Origin of the sequence: Pseudoalteromonas sp. SG41-5, assembly GCF_014164495.1 — a bacterium.
In the GTDB taxonomy this organism is placed as follows: domain Bacteria; phylum Pseudomonadota; class Gammaproteobacteria; order Enterobacterales; family Alteromonadaceae; genus Pseudoalteromonas; species Pseudoalteromonas rhizosphaerae.
The window spans coordinates 42631-60839 of sequence record NZ_JACJFH010000006.1 but is presented as its reverse complement, the minus strand read 5'-3'; the positions used below and the strand labels follow the sequence as shown (position 1 = coordinate 60839).

Sequence of the window (18209 nt, the reverse complement as noted above, 5' to 3'; positions counted from 1 at the left end):
TTGCATATGAGATACTTCTGTGGTCAACAACTCCCCATTTAAATGGTCTTTCTTGGGCCCTCGTTATTGGTTTACTTGGTTTGGCGTATTTATTTTGTATATAATTTCTTGGCTACCGCAGAAATTACAACTTGCATTGGGCCGACTGCTAGGTCGCTTAGTCCATCGTTTTATGAAAAGTCGTCGCCATATTGCTGAAGTCAATATTAAACGCTGCTTTCCAGATATGCCCGCAGCCGAACAACAAGCATTAGTACTTTCTAACTTAGAAAATACCGGTATAGGTATGATTGAAACAGCCATGTCATGGTGGTGGCCTGATTGGCGTGTAAAAAAAGTTTGCGGCTCGGTTAAAGGGCTTGAATACTTTGAGCAAATACAACAATCTGGTAAAGGGATTCTAATGATAGTCCCACACATACTGCATCTTGAAATGGCAAGCCGTGTCATGGGATTACACTATCAAGGTATTGGTTTTTACCGCCCCCATAATAATCCGCTAATGGAATATTTTATTACTAATGGTCGTTTACGCTCAAATGAATTTGTGGTTGGCAAACGCGATGTTAAAGGCCTACTCAAAGCCTTAAAAAATAAAAAATTATGTTATTACTTACCCGATCAAGATTATGGCCGCCAACGCTGTGAATTTGCACCTTTTTTTGCAGTTCAAGATACCGCAACTACCACTGGGACTTTGCTATTTGCAGCCAGTAAGCACTGTGAAACCGTCAGTCTTATAAGTCGACGTGACGAACAGGGAAAATATCATTTAGAAGTACGCCCTATGCTTGAAAACTTTCCATCTGGCGATAACCTCGCCGATGTGACTCGTGTAAATCAACGCATTGAAGAAGCTATTAATGCCGCACCAGAACAATATATGTGGGTTCATCGACGCTTTAAAACCAGGCCGGATGAGAACGCCCCCTCTTATTACAAGTGACAACGCCGCTGTAATATGCTTTTATTAGTAAATATAAATACAAGAGTATGAGCCATGTGGTTTTGGGTTAAGCATTTATCACTAGCTGCCATTTTGATTGCCGCAGCGATTTATTTTTTATTAGGTCATGGCCCAGTCATGGACATGAAAGATACTAAAAATGCGGCTGCGCAAGGTTTATCACGTTTTTATTCATCGTTACGCAACCAGGTAAATAAAAGCAATGAACGCGATAAATACGTACTTAAATTAGCTAATCCGGATATAAATATAGATGCGGCGCTGACCGAGCGCGCTAAAGTTGTTGAACCATCCTCACCAAATTGGACTGGTGAGTTAATGCCGAGACGCTTTGAAAATGGCTCGACTTTAAAAAAAGTATTAACTGATTACGCACGCGATGAAGATATCGTTCTGTATTGGTATTTAAGTAAAGACTATGTGATCAAAGAACACTTTCGAGTGGATAGCAATTTTAATTCAACGCTTTATCAAGTTGGCCGGGCGATAAATGATGACTTTGAAAACGAAGTTTATACCTTCTTTTGTTTTAAACAGCGAGCAGCCGTGATCACCGAGCTGCCCTCTGAATATGTGCGCGAAAACTGTAAGCGCCTAAGAAGTTAAGCGCTTAACTCAAATATCTGCTGCCATGCTTGTGTAACAAATGCGATGTCTTTCGCAAATTCAGCTTTTGTTACACAACGTCCCTGCTGATCTAGACTCAACACATGATAACGCGAGCGATAATCAATATAGGCTGTAATAAGCCCTTGCTTGATCTCATCACTAATACAACCAAGCCTTGCTGCATCGGTTAAAATCCTTACGTTGTCTGAGTAAGTAGTTAGTTGCTCCAAGCTATAAGCGTTATCAAGCACTAAATATTGAGTCAGAAACTCAATATCAGCAATGCCGCCAGTATCTTGTTTTAAATCAAACTCAATATCGTTGCCTTTCGCTAAATGTGTGCGCATTTTTTCACGCATGGTGATCACATCGTCTTTAAGCTTTTGCGGGTCGCGCTGCTGGCACAAAATGCCTAAGCGAATTTGCGCAAAGCGCTGCTGTAATTCGGGTTGCCCAAAAATCATCCGAGAACGCACTAGCGCTTGATGTTCCCATGTCCAAGCTTGCGTTTGCTGATAGTGGTTAAAGCTCTCAAGATTGATTGCCATTAACCCTGAGGCACCTTCTGGGCGTAACCGCGTATCTAGTTCATATAAAATGCCCGACGCCGTTCGAGTATTAAATAAATGCATTAGTCGCTGTGCTAATTTTAAATAAAACTGCCGTGAATCAATCGCTTTAGTGCCATTAGTTTGCTCTGAGCCATCACTATTATGTACAAAGACTAAATCGAGATCAGAATCATAACCCACTTCAAAACCACCGGTTTTACCATAAGCTATTACGGCAAAGCCCTTGTGCTCTTCATCAGTATTAGGCGGAATACCAAAACGCTGCGCCATTTGCTGCCAAGCAAGGTTCACCGCTTGCTCAACTATCGCTTCGGCTAATGCTGTTAAATGATCGCTTACTTTCATTACATCTAACACACCGGTTGCATCAGCGGCAGCAATACGTAGTTGATGGGTTTGTTTAAACTGACGCAGTGCTTCCATTTGCTGTTCTAAGTCTGCGCTATCAATACGTAAAAAATACTGTCGTATTTCGTCTTTATATGCAGTCAGTGGTGTAGGCTTATACAGCACCGCAGGATCGATAAGCTCATCAAGTAAAATCGGGTAACGCGAAATATGCTCACCAATCCATTTACTATGACAACACAACGAAACAAGCTGTTTTAACGCGCCTTGGTTTTCAAACAGCAACTCTAAATAGGCTGTTCGTGAAATAACCTTGCTTAATACTTGGCAGATCATACTAAATACGTCACCACTTGCTTGACTGTCTGATAGTTGCTTTAGCATTAATGGCATGAGTTTATCGAGAATATCACGGCCACGATGACCAATTTTAGTTTTCGTTAAGCGGGCTTTAAAATCTTCTAATGGTATTTGCCATGCATCATTTGGGTCGGTTAAAACACTAATATCGGTGTGTTCCCAAGCACTTATAAAAGCACTTTCGCAAGGATCGACTGGCTCACTTTCATAACCAATAACTTGTTCAAATTCACTGTGGATGCCAGCCATTATGTCATTTATTTGCGCTAAAGATGCGCTGAAGTCACTCTGCTCTAACAGGTAATTTAGCCGTTGTTGGTTCAGGCCATCATCTGGCAATGTTTGCGTTTGTTGATCTGCAAAAATCTGCAAATATTGCTCAACTCGCCTTAAAAACAAATAATTGTGGCGTAATAGTTTTGCTTCATCTGCGCCAATAACTTGAATATTTACTAATTCAGCTAACGCTTTTTGTAATGATTGTGTTTGTAAATTGGCTTCACGCCCACCTCGTACCATTTGCAATGCTTGCACCACAAACTCGACCTCACGAATCCCACCAGCGCCTAGTTTTATATTGTTGGTTAAGCGCTTACGGCGTACTTCTTGAGCTATCATTTGCTTCATTTTACGCAGCGATTCAATCACTGAAAAATCGATATAGCGACGATACACAAAAGGCTTTAATAACTGATAAAATTCATCACAGTAGCGCGTTTGAGGGCCAATTAAACGTCCTTTGAGCATCGCATAGCGTTCCCACTCACGGCCTTGATCTTGGTAGTAATCTTCCATGGCATTAAAACTCATCACCAAGGGGCCGCTTTCACCAAAAGGTCGCAGCCGCATATCGACCCTAAATACTTGTCCATCAACCGTTGTTTGATTAAGTGCGGCAATCAGCTTTTGTGCCACTTTAGTGTAAAACACTTGCGCTTCTAAAGAGCGCCGCCCACCTTGAGTTTTTACACTACGCGGATAAGAAAAAATTAAATCGATATCTGACGAATAGTTAAGTTCTTGGCCACCTAACTTACCCATTCCTAATACCAACATCGCCAGTGGCAGTTGTTGCTCATCGAATGGTTGCCCATTAATCTGAGCAACCTGGGCAAATGCCCAGTTATTGGCACTATCAATTAGCTGATCGGCTAAAGCCGAGATATAGCCAATACTATCGGCTATATCATTGCTGTAACATAAATCTAAACACGCTACTTTTAGCCAATAGCGTTCCCGGTAACGGCGTAAAATTTTATGGCACTGCGCTTCATCAACCTCGGTAAGATTTAAGTCTTGAAATGGGTTAGGACTATCTCGCAAACTCATTTGAGTATCACTGAGCAACATCTCAATTAACTGCGGCTGAGATTGCAGGCAACGCCAGGCAAAGTCACTCAAACCTAACAAATTAATAATTAATTCATTAGCAGGAAGCTCTGGATATAGCTGAAAAAAACGTTCGCTGCCTAAGCCATGCAGTGCTGTTGGGAGTTGTTCGCCTGGTGTCATCAAATACTCTCTTTTATATCAGTCGTAACCGTACTAGAATAGTTAACATAATAATAACCACCCTAGGTTCTCAATGTCATATTTATCTTTATCTAACACTAGTTTACTCGCGATTGCTATCTGTTTTATGGTTATTTGTTTAGCTGTTATTTGTTTGCGGGTAGTAAGTCAACTCAAGGCTAAACAAGCATTAAAAGAAGAACTTGCTCAACATGACAATTTTGCTCTAGGAATTAGTTTTGCGTCAGAAATTAGTGTAGTGATCGCGACTGTAGCATTTTTATTTGATGAAATTAGTATCAGTGCAGCCCAATCAAACCCGCTTAAGATGATTGTACTGATAGTACTGTTGTTTACTTTTATTAAAGTAGGCCACTTGATCCACCGCAAGTGGATCTTGCACCGCTTTAATGAAGAAGCCGCCATACTAAAACAAAATGTCTGTGCCGCGTTGGTAGATTCAGGCATGTTGATCGCTAACTGTATTATTACATTAGGGCTATACAGCTGGTCTCATACCCAAGGGTTTAGCAGCTTACTAATTGCTTTTGTCAGCTTCTTTTTACTGCAAACTATTTTTGCCTTAGACAGTAAATTCCGTGAATATCGCTTTGCTCGCGCCAATCAAGGGGCGTCATTACAAAGTAACTTTAATTTAGAAAACACCTCTATTGGCATTCGTTATGCCGGTAAATCCATTGGCCTTGCATTAGCTATCTATGCGGGTCTTGCCAGTGCCACTTTTCACAGTGGTAAAATGGTTGAGAATTTATTCACATTAGCTTTACATTGCGGCACTATGTGGTTATTACTGTATCTATTAACGACTATAATCAAGTTCATCTCTTTGCCAAACATTGATACTGAGCTTGAAATTGATCATCAGGATAATATTGGAATAGCTTGCATTGAATTTGCTGTTTTCAGCGCTATAGGCTATTTACTAATAAGTATGTTTTCAATTTAATATTGAAAATGACGTAATACGTGGGGCCTTATGCCGTTTGAAGTAAATAACTATCTACTGATCGATAACGACAGTGAATTCAGCCGGCAATTCACTGAACATTATTTTGCTCAGCCACACGGCACCAGTCCAAGTACCCTTGTTGTTGCTGGTGCAAATACCCGTCACTTGGTTAAATTAATGTTTGACCAGTTGATCAAAGATTATTGCTACTGCGACTTTAGTAATGAAATTAGCGTGTCAGAACTGGCGAGTTATTTACATGAACACCATGATATTGCCGGTGTACTATACAATCAAACGGATTATTTATTAGCTGATGATAAACAACGATTTATATTCAATTCATTACATTCTGTACGATTTTTAATTAAAGAGATTGATGATGGATACCTGTTTGAACCAGTCACAGACTTAGCACAAAATAATCACTTATCATGCCAAACCGAAATAGCCGAAACACCGCAAAATTTAGACGCATTATGTGAAAAGCTTAATAATTAGTTAAAATAAAACTTAACTAATTATCACTGACTCACAATAAGTATTTGCACCGAAGAGATGACTTACATACCATAACGATATTAGCTATTTTTGTTGAAGGTCATCATGAGAGTTCCTCATATTTATCAAGCAAGTCCTATTGTAATTGCCACTGCACTTCAGTTAGAAGATGATGCAGCAGGCCACATAGGTCGCGTATTACGGATGAAAGTCGGTGAGCATATTTCATTATTTAATGGCCAAGGCGGCGAATATCTTTGCGAACTCATTGAAGTAGGAAAAAAATCAGTCGTTGCAATGCCGCTTGAATTTAATGAAAAAGATGTTGAATCACCGCTGAGCATTCACCTAGGGCAAGGGATTTCTCGCGGTGACAAAATGGACTTTACCATTCAAAAGTCTGTTGAATTAGGGATCACTGAAATCACCCCTATTTTCAGTCAACGTTGTGGCGTTAAATTAAGCGCCGAGCGACTTGCAAAAAAACACCAGCAATGGCAAAAAATAGCGATTGCTGCAGCAGAGCAATCTGGTCGTAACCGGATCACCACGATTCATCCACCGATAGACATCAGCCAATGGCTTGCACAAAGCAGTGATGAAATTAAGCTTACCCTACACCCTCGTGCAGAGCACAGTATTAAAACAATCGAAGTACCTAGCGCTGGCGTGCGGTTTTTAGTTGGTCCTGAAGGTGGCTTCACTGATGATGAAATTGCCCAGACCAAACAACAAAATTTTGTTGATATCCGTATCGGCCCACGCGTGCTGCGCACTGAAACTGCCGCTTTGACAGTCTTAAGTGCACTACAGCTACAATTTGGCGATTTAGCTAATTGAAATTAGTAAAACCACCCTCATATCAATAGCAACAGATTCAGTAAGGCAACGAACATGGCAATTAAGTTAGGTATAATTTCAGATCCGATCAGCGGATTCAACATCAAAAAAGACACCGGTTTTGCAATGATGATGCAAGCCCAAAGCCGTGGCTATGAAATTTACTACATGGAAATGAATGATCTTTCATTGCGTAAAGGCAAAGCGTATGCCACAGCCGCAAAAGCAACCGTGTTCGACGATACAAACCATTGGTATGAGCTGGAAGAAAAAGCCAGTATCGCACTTGCTGATTTAGATGTTATTTTAATGCGTAAAGATCCACCGTTTGATACTGAGTACATTTACGCAACCTATATTTTAGAACGCGCCGAACTTGAAGGCACGCTTATTATTAATAAGCCACAAAGCCTGCGTGATGCGAACGAAAAGTTATTCACCGCATGGTTTAGTGAGCATACACCTGACACTTTAGTAACCCGTTGTAAGCACCAGATCCGCGCATTTTTGGCTGAACATAAAGACATCATTCTAAAACCTTTAGATGGTATGGGTGGCGCCTCTATTTTCCGTGTGACTGAAAATGATGCCAACATTGGGGTTATTTGCGAAACACTCACCGAACACGGTAGCCGTTTTGCCATGGCACAAAACTATATCCCAGAGATCAAACAAGGTGATAAACGCGTATTGGTGGTCGATGGCGAAGTGATCCCATATTGCCTAGCCCGCATTCCACAAAATGGTGAAACACGTGGTAATTTAGCTGTTGGCGGTCGTGGTGAAGCACGCCCAATCAGTGATTCAGATCGTAGAATTGCCGAAGCCGTTGCACCAACATTAAAAGCTAAAGGGCTTATTTTTGTAGGTCTTGATATCATTGGTGATAAGCTAACAGAAATTAATGTTACAGCGCCTACCTGCGTAAAAGAAATCGAAGCTGCCTATGATATTTCAATTACTGGGCGCTTATTTGATGCCATAGAAAGAAAACTGAGCCATACTTAAATTTACTAACAATAAAGGGGTATCGTTATGCAATCATTAGAAAATCATTTTTTAATCGCAATGCCATCAATGCAAGACCCTTTTTTTAAACGTGCTGTCGCGTATATTTGTGAGCACAATGAAGACGGGGCTATGGGGCTGGTGATCAACCAGCCGATCAATATTACTGTCGGCGACTTGCTCGACAAAATAGAGATTGATAACGACAAATCCACCCACGCAGCAAGTGTTGCAGTATTTGCTGGAGGACCTGTAAAAACCGATCGTGGTTTTGTACTGCATTCTCCAAAAGCAGGTTATAGCGCAAGCCAAGAACTTAGCAGCGAAATCATGATAACCACATCCAAAGATGTGTTAGCAAGTTTAACCACAGCCCAAGCACCAGAACAGTTTATTATTACACTGGGCTATGCGGGTTGGGAGCAAGGCCAGCTCGAACAAGAGCTACTCGAAAATTCATGGCTAATTATAAAAGCCGATCCTGAGATTATTTTTAACACACCGATAGAGCAACGCTGGGAAAAAGCAGTCGCGACGCTCGGTTTTGATATTAGCCAATTAAGTTCGGAAGCTGGCCACGCATAAGCGTGGTCACCCACAATTTTAAAGCACAGAGATAGCATGACTAAAAAACAACTAAAGCCCAAAGGTGAACGCACCGTGATGGGCTTTGATTTTGGCACCACCAGCATTGGTGTTGCTATCGGCCAAGAACTAACAGGAACCGCATCGAGCCTAAGCGCTATCAAAGCCAAAGATGGTATTCCAAATTGGGATTTTATTAAAAAGCATGTCGATGAGTGGCAACCTGATTTACTGGTGGTTGGATTACCGCTTAATATGGATGGCACAAATCAAGAAGTCACCTTTAAAGCTAAAAAGTTTGCCAACCGCTTACATAATCACTATGGACTGCCTGTAGAGACCCAAGACGAACGTTTAACCACAGCAGATGCAAAAGCACGATTATTTGAGCAAGGCGGTTACCGTAGCTTAGGTAAAGGAAATGTGGATAATATGTCGGCTGTTATTATTTTGGAAAGCTTCTTTGAACAAGCTTACGGGTAAGCGGTAGGTTTATAATAAGCTGCTCACTCAGTTCAGGAATAAATCCAGCTTGGCGATAGGCTTTTTCTATCGCACCTTGTTCTCGTAATATCTTTAAGCCTTTTTGCAACGCTTTAAAAGCCTGAGCGCCATCAGGATGGCGTTTTGATATTACAAAATGACGACTATCATCTAATAATATCAGCACATTAGGTACCGCTTGCAAAACAATATCTTCAAGTACATATTGGTTACCCATCTGTGGCATCAGTGGCATTAACATAAAATCAATCCATTGCATCGATACCATACGCACTTGACTGAGCCATTCATCCTCTGCAACTAGATCTTTTAATGGTAATTGCGATAAAGTTTTCCAATCTGTACGCCAACGCGGCGTAGACACACTAGTTAGTTGATTAAAATCTGACAGGTGCTGCAGCTGAAATACTTTTTTATTGTTTGGAGAAGTAAAAATCCCCGCAAAATACTCGCCTTTACGGATCAGCTCATCGCTGATATACACTTTATCTGCTAGTGATTTGGCATCTTCATACCAATAACTATCAAAGCTGATCAGTAGCTCACCTTTTTCTAACAGTTTGGTATTACGAAAATTAATTTTACCAATTTGATAACTGAAAGTTTTATTAAAGCCCCCCAAGTACAAGGCTTGTTGGGCAATGATCATATCAACTACATCGCGACGTATAAATCGACCACTAAAATCAGTAATATCCTGCGGTGCTCTACCGGCTAAAAAATGTGTGTAATCATAATGCACGTCATCTCGGATAAAAATAGCAATCGATTGATCTGTCGCCATCGCAAAAAATGAGTTACTAACAACATAAAAACTAACTGTTACAAGTAACCATTTTATGCGTTTTTTCATACTACTGACCTTTAGGTTCTAACCCGTCAATTGTTACTCCCTGTAAAAAACCAGCCCCTTGCTGTTCATTATTTCGAAGCTTAATCATCAAACGTAAATCGTTAGGTGAGTCAGCGTGATGCAAAGCATCTGCATAGTTGATACGTTGCTGTTTATAGAGCTCAAATAACGCTTGATCAAAGGTTTGCATACCCATATCTTTCGCTTTAGCCATGGCTTCTTTAATGCCGCCAATGTCGCCTTTTTTGATAAGCTCGCCGATAATCGGGGTATTTAATAAAATTTCGATAGCAGCTACTCGACCATTGCCATCGGCTGTAGGCACTAGTTGTTGTGCTATGATAGCTCGTAAGTTTAAGGATAGATCATATTTTAGCTTATCGTGCTTTTCTTTAGGCACTAAATGCATAATACGGTCAATTGCTTGGTTAGCGTTATTGGCATGTAATGTAGCAACACATAAATGACCGGTTTCAGCAAAACTAAGTGCGTATTCCATGGTCTCTTGCGAACGTATTTCACCAATTAAAATGACATCGGGGGCTTGGCGTAATGAGCTTTTTAACGCCGCCTCAAAACTTTCCGTATCTAAGCCAACTTCACGCTGAGTAATAATACTTTTGCGATGTTCATGGACAAACTCAATCGGGTCTTCAATAGTCAAGATATGCCCACGTTGATTACGATTACGGTAACCTAATAATGCAGCCAACGACGTTGATTTACCGGTGCCAGTACCACCGACAAACAGCACTAAACCACGTTTAGCCATGATCACATCAGTCAATGTCGACGGTAGACCAAGCTCAGCAACATCAGGAATTTGCGTAACAATACGGCGAATAACCATACCCGCGCAATCTCGTTGCCAAAATGCCGAGATCCTAAAGCGCCCTTCATCGGTAGCTATGGCAAAGTTGCACTCTTTAGTATTATGAAACTCTGCTTTTTGTTTTTCACTCATCGCTGATTCAACTAATTGCAGCGACTCTTCGTCTGATATTTTTTCGTCGCCAAGTGCAATTAGTTCACCATTAATCTTTGCGCTGACTGGCAATTGGCTCGATACGAATAAATCCGAACCTTGCTTTTCAATCATCAAATGTAAAAAGTAATCAAGAGAATGTGTCATTACTGCTCCTTACTCGGGCCTAGCCGCCGAAATTATTTTTATCTTGTGCTTTAGCACGCGCTTCAGCATTGGTAACAACACCGTGATTCACTAAATTAATTAAACACTGATCCATGGTTTGCATACCATGCGATGCGCCAGTTTGAATCGACGAATACATTTGCGCAATTTTATCTTCGCGGATAAGGTTACGGATCGCAGGCACTGCAATCATGATTTCATGTGCTGCGACTCGCCCGCCACCAATTTTTTTCAACAGGGTTTGTGAAATAACTGCGCGTAATGACTCTGAAAGCATTGAGCGGATCATACTTTTTTCTTCACCAGGAAACACATCGATAATACGGTCAATGGTTTTCGGGGCTGACGTAGTATGCAATGTACCAAATACTAAATGGCCGGTTTCAGCAGCAGTCATGGCAAGGCGAATAGTTTCTAAATCACGTAGCTCACCAACCAAAATCACGTCTGGATCTTCACGTAAAGCACTGCGCAGTGCATTAGAAAAACTATGCGTATCGCGATGCACTTCACGTTGATTAATTAACGATAGTTTATTGTCGTGCACAAACTCGATGGGATCTTCGATGGTTAAAATATGATGATGCTTGTGTTGATTTATATGATCCACCATCGCAGCCAATGTGGTCGATTTACCAGAGCCTGTAGGTCCTGTTACCAACACTAAACCACGCGGCGTATCTGAGATTGTTTTAAATATATCTGGCGCACCTAAATCATCAAGCGTCAGCACTTCACTGGGAATGGTACGAAATACAGCTGCGGGGCCTCGATTTGAGTTGAAGGCATTAACACGAAAACGTGCTAAGTTCGGCACTTCAAACGAAAAATCCACTTCAAGGTTTTGTTCATAGTCCTTGCGTTGATTATCGTTCATAATATCGTAAACTAGGCTGTTAACATCTTTGTTTTCCAGCGCTGGTATATTAATACGTCGCACATCACCATCAACACGGATCATTGGCGCAACCCCTGATGATAAGTGTAAATCTGATGCTTTGTGCTGCACACTAAAGGCCAATAATTCGGTAATATCCATTTATGACTCCACAACTAACTGATAATTATATGGTTACAATAGCAGAACGACTTAAGTCCGCCTATGCTAGAATTGCCCTAGCGGCAAAAAAACATCATCGTAATGAGCACGATGTCTGCTTGTTGGCAGTATCAAAAACCAAACCTGCTGATTTCATTCTAGCGGCTTATCAACAAGGTCACCGAGAATTTGGTGAATCATACGTTCAAGAAGCTGTTGATAAAATAACCCAATTAGCAAATTATAGCGATATTGTTTGGCATTTCATTGGCCCTATTCAATCAAATAAAACCGCCCTTGTTGCCAGCCACTTTGATTGGGTGCAAAGTATTGAACGTGAAAAAATAGCGCAACGTTTAAACGATCAAAGGCCCGCAGATAAAGCCCCTTTAAAAGTACTGATCCAAGTAAATATCAGCTTAGAGGACTCAAAATCAGGCTGCCACCCCGATAAACTTGCAAGCCTCGCTGAATTTATTCACCATTGCCCGCATTTAGAATTGCGTGGTGTCATGGCAATCCCAGCAAAAACTGACGATCCACAGCAACAAATACAATATTTTGAGCAATTACGTGCTTGCTTTGATAGACTTAAAGCCCAATATCCTCAAATAGACACCCTGTCGATGGGGATGAGTGGTGATGTCGAAGCTGCGATTGCAGCAGGCTCAACCATGGTACGCATCGGCACGGATATTTTTGGCCAACGAAGCTAAGGTGATAACTAAGATATGTCAGATAAAACAATTGCATTCATAGGCACAGGTAATATGAGCTACGCCATTATTGGCGGCATGGTAAAAAAAGGATTTGCTGCATCGAGTATTATTGCAACAAATCGTAACCAAGAAAAACTCGCTAAGGTAGCAGCGGATTTCGGGGTTAAAACCACCGCAGATAACAACGAAGCACTGCGCGATGCCGATGTTATTGTGTTGTCTGTAAAGCCGCAAATGATGGGTGATTTATGTCAATCATTTCAAGATTCGGGTATCGACTTTAGCGATAAGCTATTTATTTCTGTCGCCGCAGGCTTAACGGTTAAGCGGTTACGTGAAATGCTCGGACAAGACGTTAAGATGGTACGTTGTATGCCAAATACCCCGTCTTTATTAGGGCGCGGTGTATCAGGTTTATTTGGTGCCGGCGAAACCGAGCAAGAACACACTTTTGTGCAACAAGTATTTGAATGTACAGGTATTGCGGTATGGGTTGAGCAAGAGTCACAAATTAACGATGTTATTGCTGTTACGGGGTCATCACCGGCTTACTTTTTCTTATTTATGGAAGCCATAGAAGAAAAAGCCAAAGCACTTGGCTTTAGCGATGAAGACGCACGTCGCTTAGTACAGCAAACAGCATTAGGTGCAGCTGAAATGGCACTATCTCAGCCTGAGATTAGTATTTCACAATTGCGTGCTAATGTGACATCAAAAGGTGGCACCACGCATGCAGCTGTTGAACATTTAAAAGCACACGGTCTGACTAACACTGTCGCCGATGCAATGGATGCCTGTATTGCTCGCGCGGAACAAATGGAACAAGAACTTTAAAAGCACTTTGCTGCTTTTAGCCCTATTTATGTTTAAGGTTTTTAATTAAGGTACGTTATGAACGCCATGCAATTTTTAATAAGCACACTATTCGATCTATTTTTAATGGTCGTATTAATGCGCTTTTGGCTACAAGCCGCCAAGGCTGATTTTTACAATCCGTTGAGTCAGTTTGTGGTCAAAGCTACTTCATTTGCTGTTAATCCACTGCGTAAAATTATTCCAGGGTTAGGTGGCCTAGACTTAGCTTCGTTATTACTGGCGTTCATTGTCGCTGCTGCAAAAATTACTGCGCTGATATTTTTAGTAGGCGCGACATGGGAAGTTGGATTTGTACTTTTAAATGCGCTAGTAACGGTGATTAAAGAAGGCTTAAACTTGTTGTTTTGGGTGTTAGTTATTCGCGCGTTATTAAGCTGGGTAAGCCAAGGCAACAATCCAGTAGAAGCGGTATTTCAGCAGCTAACTGAACCAATGTTAAGACCTATTCGTAAAGTGTTACCGCCACTGGGCGGCTTAGATCTATCAATTTTAGTGTTAATTATCGCGCTGCAATTTGCCCAGTTTTTGTTTATTGATTTAGTCGGCTAACCTTATCATTAACACAGAGGCCTACTAGGCCTCTTTTTTTAAGAGTCATTTATGAAAAAGCTCGCAAGTATTTTATTCTTTGCATTAGCAGGTATTACCTTTAGTGCCCACAGTGAACAAATGCAAGGCGCACAATACAAAGAACTCGGCCCATGGCAAGTACATTACATTGCATTTCCGTCAACCTTTATTCAACCACAAATAGCCAAAACCTATGGCCTAGAACGTAGTGGTTATAAGGGCATTGTCAATATTTCAATCCTTAAAAAAGATACCGATGCCACAGCGCAAACGGCCATTCTTAAAGGCACTGCTAAAAACCTACTTGGTAATAAGCAAACCTTGGACTTCAAAGAAGTCATCGAAGGCGATGCAATTTATTACCTCGCGCAAGTTGATTTTACTAACGAAGAAATTCTGCGCTTTGAAATTGAAATACAACAAGGTAATCAATTTCAAAAGCTGCAGTTCCAGCAAAAATTTTACGTAGATTAATTCATGAAAAAAACTTTAGTGTTAGCCACTGGCAATCCGGGTAAAGTCAACGAATTAGCGCAGATGCTAAACCCGCTTGAAATAAACGTTGTGCCACAAAGCGATTTTAATGTGCCAGAAGTAGCAGAAACAGGCACCACCTTTGTTGAAAACGCTATTATCAAAGCTCGCCATGCTGCAAAAATAACGGGGCTACCAGCTATTGCTGACGACTCAGGGTTAGAGGTTGATGGCCTTAACGGCGCCCCTGGCGTTTACTCAGCTCGCTATGCCAGAGAAGGCGCTAGCGATCAAGATAATATTGATAAATTATTAAGCGAACTTGCTAACAACCCTAACCGCAGTGCCCGTTTTTGGTGTGTGCTGGTATTAATGCGTCATGCTGATGACCCTACTCCACTGATTTGCAGTGCGAGCTGGGAAGGACAAATTACGCAAAGCCAAGATGGCCAAGGTGGTTTTGGTTACGACCCTATTTTTTATGTGCCAGAACTTGAATGCACCAGTGCGCAATTAACTAAGCAGCAAAAAAATGCAGTAAGCCATCGTGGTCAGGCATTACAACGTTTATTGTCTGAGCTTAAGCTCAAAGGCGGCCTGTGAATTTACCACCATTAAGTTTATATGTGCACGTCCCTTGGTGTGTGCAAAAATGCCCGTATTGTGATTTTAATAGTCACGGTCAAAAAGGTGAGATCCCTGAAAAGGAATATGTGCAGCATTTAATTGATGATTTAAAAACCGATCTGCACTTAGTGCAAGGACGTAAAATTCATTCAATCTTTATCGGTGGTGGCACGCCTAGCTTATTAACCGGTGAGGCCTACGTTTATTTATTAACGGCGGTGGATTCATTAATTGGCCTAAGTGAAAACTGCGAGATCACCTTAGAAGCTAACCCCGGTACGGTTGAAACAGGACGTTTTAAAGACTATGTGGCAGCTGGCATTAATCGTATTTCGATTGGCGTGCAAAGCATGCAAGACGACAAACTCAAAGCGTTGGGGCGTATTCACGGTGCCGATGAAGCCATATATGCCGCAGAGCAAGCTCATGAAGCAGGTTTAAATAGCTTTAATCTTGATTTAATGCACGGCTTACCGGGACAATCTGTTGCTGATGCGCTGAGCGACTTGAAAAAAGTCATCGCCCTTAATCCGCCACATATTTCGTGGTATCAGTTAACGATTGAGGCCAATACCCAATTTGCCTCTAAACCGCCAACGTTACCGGCCGATGACACCTTATGGGATATTCAAGAGCAAGGCCAAGCCTTACTTACTGAGGCAGGTTATCAGCAATATGAAATTTCCGGCTATGCAAAACCAGGTTTTCAATGCCAACATAACTTGAATTATTGGCGCTTTGGCGATTATTTAGGCATTGGTTGTGGTGCCCATGGTAAGGTAACCGATGCTAAAACAGGCATCATTACCCGCACTGAGAAAGTAAAACATCCTCGCGGTTATATGGATTTAGCTAAGCCGTATTTATTTAAACAGTGGCCAGTTGAACAACACGACTTACCGTTTGAATTCTTTATGAATCGCTTACGGTTATTTGAAGCCTGCCCAATTAGTGACTTTACAGCCTTAACTCAGTTACCGCTGCAAAGCCAAGCTGATGCGCTGCAACAAGCCATTGCCAAGGGTTTGCTTAAGCAAACGGATAGTCACTGGCAGGTAAGCCAAAAAGGTCATCGTTTTTTAAATGACCTGCTAGAATTGTTTGTGTAATAACAACCCAAACTTTACTAACAAATACACACTAATAATAATTAATAACCTTCAATGGTTTCTAACAACAAAAGGGAAAACATGCGTAAACTAACCTTTATCGCCGCCGCAGTGAGTATTGCACTGCTAGGTGGTTGCCAGCAAACACCAGAGCAACAAAGCACGCCAACTGTACAAGCACAACCGGTACAAAGCGAAATAGACAAAGCGAATGCGTTCTTCGAAGATACTTTTAACCGTGATGTGATGAGCAGCCCTGTTTATCAAACATACATGGGTATCAAACAAGACTACGACAAATGGGATGACGGTAGCGAAGCGCGCGTACTGAAAGATCATCAACAAACAAAAGATGATTTAGTGGCATTAAACGCTATTAACCGCGAACTCCTAGATGACACCACAAAAGTTAGTTATGACCTTAAAAAGCAAGACCTTGAAAACAGCATTGCTGATTTTAAATGGCGCTATCATAACTACCCAGTGAACCAAATGTTTGGTACTCACTCGATGATCCCGGCCTTTTTAATCAACCAACACCAGATTTCTGATGTTGCCGATGCCAAAGCCTACATCTCGCGTTTGAATGGCGTAACCACGGTTATTGATCAACTGATCACTGATTTAGAAGTACGTGCTGATAAAGGCATTATCGCTCCTAAATTTGTATTCCCACATGTGATTGATTCAAGCAAAAATATCATTCACGGTGCGCCATTTGAACAAGGTGATGATTCCACCTTACTTGCCGACTTTAAACGTAAAGTTGCGAAGCTTGAAATTGCTCAAGCTGATAAAGACGCGTTAATCAGCGATGCTGAGAAAGCCCTTAAAGCGGCTGTAAAACCTTCTTACTCTAAGTTGATTAATTATTTGGCACAGCTTGAAAAACGTGCTGATGATCGTGATGGTGCTTGGAAGTTTCCTGATGGCGAAGCGTTTTACAACAACGCATTAGCGCGCACGACTACCACTGATTTAACGGCTAAAGAGATCCACACCATCGGTTTAGCTGAAGTATCTCGTATTCATGACGAAATGCGCCAAATCAAAGAAAAAGTTGGTTTTAAAGGCGATTTAAAAGCCTTTATGCAGTTTATGAAAACCGATAAGCAATTTTACTTACCTAATACTGAAGCAGGTAAGCAGCAATACCTTGACGAAGCCACGGCACTTATTAACACCATGAAATCACGCTTGGATGAGCTATTCATTGTTAAGCCTAAAGCCGACATGATTGTTAAGCGTGTTGAAGCCTTCCGTGAAAAAGCGGCTGGTAAAGCATTCTACCAACAGCCTGCACCAGATGGTTCACGCCCCGGTGTTTACTACGCTAACCTTTACGACATGGAAGCAATGCCAACGTATCAAATGGAAGCGCTGGCTTATCACGAGGGTATTCCAGGTCACCACATGCAAATTGCAATTTCGCAAGAGCTTGAAGGCGTGCCTAAGTTCCGTAAATTCGGTGGCTACACAGCCTATATCGAAGGTTGGGGCTTGTACTCAGAGTTATTACCAAAAGAAATGGGCATGTATGCAGACCCTTATTCTGACTTTGGCCGTCTATCGATGGAACTATGGCGTGCATGTCGCTTAGTGGTTGATACTGGTATCCACGAAATGAAGTGGACTCGCCAACAGGGTATTGATTACTACGTAAATAACACGCCAAACGCGACGTCTGACGGCGTTAAAATGGTTGAACGCCACATTGTAATGCCTTCGCAAGCAACGGCTTACAAAGTAGGTATGCTGAAGATTCTAGAACTTCGTGAAGCTGCCAAGGTTAAACTAGGTGATAAGTTTGATATCCGTGAATTCCATGATGTGGTACTTAAAAATGGCGCAGTGCCACTAAACGTACTAGAGAACTTTGTTGATGAGTGGGTTGCAAGCAAACTAGCAGCTTAAGCATCCTTACTTTATAACATATACAAAGGCCGTATCTACGGCCTTTTTTATTGCCTGAAAGATAGATAAACACTTGACCAACAAGTGCTTTACGCTAGG

The 18209-nt window shown here is 41.5% G+C and carries 19 protein-coding genes; 15 read left to right on the top strand and 4 right to left on the bottom strand.

The annotated features are described in order from the left end of the window. The first annotated feature begins 19 nt into the window (after positions 1-19). Positions 20-946, top strand: a complete 927-nt coding sequence (gene lpxL / locus H5232_RS03050; protein ID WP_149981267.1) for an LpxL/LpxP family Kdo(2)-lipid IV(A) lauroyl/palmitoleoyl acyltransferase — start codon at positions 20-22, stop codon at positions 944-946. Positions 947-1000: 54 nt separating this feature from the next. Further along, entirely contained in the window at positions 1001-1573 is a 573-nt protein-coding gene (locus tag H5232_RS03045) for a TcpQ domain-containing protein (RefSeq protein WP_145234952.1), read from the top strand. Here H5232_RS03045 and glnE read toward each other — a convergent pair. Further along, entirely contained in the window at positions 1570-4368 is a 2799-nt protein-coding gene (glnE, locus tag H5232_RS03040) for a bifunctional [glutamate--ammonia ligase]-adenylyl-L-tyrosine phosphorylase/[glutamate--ammonia-ligase] adenylyltransferase (RefSeq protein WP_182797803.1), read from the bottom strand. The two genes, H5232_RS03045 and glnE, sit on opposite strands and share 4 nt — an antisense overlap. A gap of 73 nt (positions 4369-4441) precedes the next feature. Between glnE and H5232_RS03035 the strand changes: the two genes are divergently transcribed. From H5232_RS03035 to ruvX, 6 genes are all read left to right on the top strand, one after another. Then, entirely contained in the window at positions 4442-5335 is an 894-nt protein-coding gene (locus H5232_RS03035; RefSeq protein WP_145234948.1) for a hypothetical protein, read from the top strand. A gap of 30 nt (positions 5336-5365) precedes the next feature. Further along, the gene (locus tag H5232_RS03030) at positions 5366-5839 is read left to right on the top strand and encodes a hypothetical protein (protein WP_145234946.1); all 474 of its coding nucleotides are present in this window, start codon (positions 5366-5368) and stop codon (positions 5837-5839) included. A 105-nt stretch (positions 5840-5944) separates the two neighbouring features. After that, on the top strand, positions 5945-6679 hold the full coding sequence (rsmE, locus tag H5232_RS03025) for a 16S rRNA (uracil(1498)-N(3))-methyltransferase (protein ID WP_145234944.1): 735 nt from the start codon (positions 5945-5947) through the stop codon (positions 6677-6679). 54 nt (positions 6680-6733) lie between these two features. Continuing rightward, a complete protein-coding gene (gshB, locus tag H5232_RS03020) occupies positions 6734-7687 on the top strand; it encodes a glutathione synthase (protein WP_145234942.1) in 954 nt (317 codons plus the stop codon). A gap of 27 nt (positions 7688-7714) precedes the next feature. Further along, the gene (locus H5232_RS03015; RefSeq protein ID WP_145234940.1) at positions 7715-8272 is read left to right on the top strand and encodes a YqgE/AlgH family protein; all 558 of its coding nucleotides are present in this window, start codon (positions 7715-7717) and stop codon (positions 8270-8272) included. A gap of 36 nt (positions 8273-8308) precedes the next feature. Beyond that, positions 8309-8755: a Holliday junction resolvase RuvX gene (gene ruvX / locus H5232_RS03010; RefSeq protein WP_145234938.1), complete on the top strand. Its 447-nt coding sequence runs from the start codon at positions 8309-8311 to the stop codon at positions 8753-8755. Here the strand turns inward: ruvX and H5232_RS03005 are convergent. Genes H5232_RS03005 through H5232_RS02995 form a run of 3 tightly spaced genes read right to left on the bottom strand, consistent with a single transcriptional unit; the run spans position 8718 to position 11821 of the window. After that, positions 8718-9629 carry a hypothetical protein gene (locus H5232_RS03005; protein WP_145234935.1) on the bottom strand — a complete coding sequence of 304 codons (912 nt, stop codon included), beginning with the start codon at positions 9627-9629 and terminating at the stop codon, positions 8718-8720. The genes ruvX and H5232_RS03005 overlap by 38 nt on opposite strands. Before the next feature lies 1 nt (position 9630). Further along, positions 9631-10761, bottom strand: a complete 1131-nt coding sequence (locus tag H5232_RS03000) for a PilT/PilU family type 4a pilus ATPase (RefSeq protein WP_145234933.1) — start codon at positions 10759-10761, stop codon at positions 9631-9633. Positions 10762-10780: 19 nt separating this feature from the next. Beyond that, complete coding sequence (locus H5232_RS02995; protein WP_145234931.1) at positions 10781-11821, bottom strand: type IV pilus twitching motility protein PilT; 1041 nt, start codon at positions 11819-11821, stop codon at positions 10781-10783. Positions 11822-11823: 2 nt separating this feature from the next. Here H5232_RS02995 and H5232_RS02990 point away from each other — a divergent pair, with 2 nt between their 5' ends. The 7 genes from H5232_RS02990 (at position 11824) to H5232_RS02960 (ending at position 18110) form a co-directional block, all read left to right on the top strand. Next, positions 11824-12537, top strand: a complete 714-nt coding sequence (locus H5232_RS02990) for a YggS family pyridoxal phosphate-dependent enzyme (RefSeq protein WP_310736240.1) — start codon at positions 11824-11826, stop codon at positions 12535-12537. 15 nt (positions 12538-12552) lie between these two features. Further along, positions 12553-13374 carry a pyrroline-5-carboxylate reductase gene (gene proC, locus H5232_RS02985; RefSeq protein WP_182739968.1) on the top strand — a complete coding sequence of 274 codons (822 nt, stop codon included), beginning with the start codon at positions 12553-12555 and terminating at the stop codon, positions 13372-13374. Positions 13375-13431: 57 nt separating this feature from the next. After that, a complete protein-coding gene (locus H5232_RS02980; RefSeq protein ID WP_182830548.1) occupies positions 13432-13965 on the top strand; it encodes a YggT family protein in 534 nt (177 codons plus the stop codon). A gap of 51 nt (positions 13966-14016) precedes the next feature. Beyond that, on the top strand, positions 14017-14460 hold the full coding sequence (locus tag H5232_RS02975; protein ID WP_145234922.1) for a DUF4426 domain-containing protein: 444 nt from the start codon (positions 14017-14019) through the stop codon (positions 14458-14460). Between the two features lie 3 nt (positions 14461-14463). Further along, a complete protein-coding gene (locus tag H5232_RS02970; RefSeq protein WP_182718462.1) occupies positions 14464-15063 on the top strand; it encodes an XTP/dITP diphosphatase in 600 nt (199 codons plus the stop codon). Further along, positions 15060-16196, top strand: coding sequence for a radical SAM family heme chaperone HemW (hemW, locus tag H5232_RS02965; RefSeq protein ID WP_182830547.1), 1137 nt, complete (start codon positions 15060-15062; stop codon positions 16194-16196). The genes H5232_RS02970 and hemW overlap by 4 nt, the downstream gene beginning before the upstream one ends. 81 nt (positions 16197-16277) lie before the next feature. After that, entirely contained in the window at positions 16278-18110 is a 1833-nt protein-coding gene (locus tag H5232_RS02960; RefSeq protein WP_182718464.1) for a DUF885 family protein, read from the top strand. The last annotated feature ends 99 nt before the right edge of the window (positions 18111-18209 follow it).

Coding starts and splice junctions, on each gene's coding strand:
- H5232_RS03045 (WP_145234952.1), top strand. CDS start 1,001: ATGTGGTTTTGGGTTAAGCATTTATCACTAGCTGCCATTTTGATTGCC.
- glnE (WP_182797803.1), bottom strand. CDS start 4,368: ATGACACCAGGCGAACAACTCCCAACAGCACTGCATGGCTTAGGCAGC.
- H5232_RS03035 (WP_145234948.1), top strand. CDS start 4,442: ATGTCATATTTATCTTTATCTAACACTAGTTTACTCGCGATTGCTATC.
- H5232_RS03030 (WP_145234946.1), top strand. CDS start 5,366: ATGCCGTTTGAAGTAAATAACTATCTACTGATCGATAACGACAGTGAA.
- rsmE (WP_145234944.1), top strand. CDS start 5,945: ATGAGAGTTCCTCATATTTATCAAGCAAGTCCTATTGTAATTGCCACT.
- gshB (WP_145234942.1), top strand. CDS start 6,734: ATGGCAATTAAGTTAGGTATAATTTCAGATCCGATCAGCGGATTCAAC.
- H5232_RS03015 (WP_145234940.1), top strand. CDS start 7,715: ATGCAATCATTAGAAAATCATTTTTTAATCGCAATGCCATCAATGCAA.
- ruvX (WP_145234938.1), top strand. CDS start 8,309: ATGACTAAAAAACAACTAAAGCCCAAAGGTGAACGCACCGTGATGGGC.
- H5232_RS03005 (WP_145234935.1), bottom strand. CDS start 9,629: ATGAAAAAACGCATAAAATGGTTACTTGTAACAGTTAGTTTTTATGTT.
- H5232_RS03000 (WP_145234933.1), bottom strand. CDS start 10,761: ATGACACATTCTCTTGATTACTTTTTACATTTGATGATTGAAAAGCAA.
- H5232_RS02995 (WP_145234931.1), bottom strand. CDS start 11,821: ATGGATATTACCGAATTATTGGCCTTTAGTGTGCAGCACAAAGCATCA.
- H5232_RS02990 (WP_310736240.1), top strand. CDS start 11,824: ATGACTCCACAACTAACTGATAATTATATGGTTACAATAGCAGAACGA.
- proC (WP_182739968.1), top strand. CDS start 12,553: ATGTCAGATAAAACAATTGCATTCATAGGCACAGGTAATATGAGCTAC.
- H5232_RS02980 (WP_182830548.1), top strand. CDS start 13,432: ATGAACGCCATGCAATTTTTAATAAGCACACTATTCGATCTATTTTTA.
- H5232_RS02975 (WP_145234922.1), top strand. CDS start 14,017: ATGAAAAAGCTCGCAAGTATTTTATTCTTTGCATTAGCAGGTATTACC.
- H5232_RS02970 (WP_182718462.1), top strand. CDS start 14,464: ATGAAAAAAACTTTAGTGTTAGCCACTGGCAATCCGGGTAAAGTCAAC.
- H5232_RS02960 (WP_182718464.1), top strand. CDS start 16,278: ATGCGTAAACTAACCTTTATCGCCGCCGCAGTGAGTATTGCACTGCTA.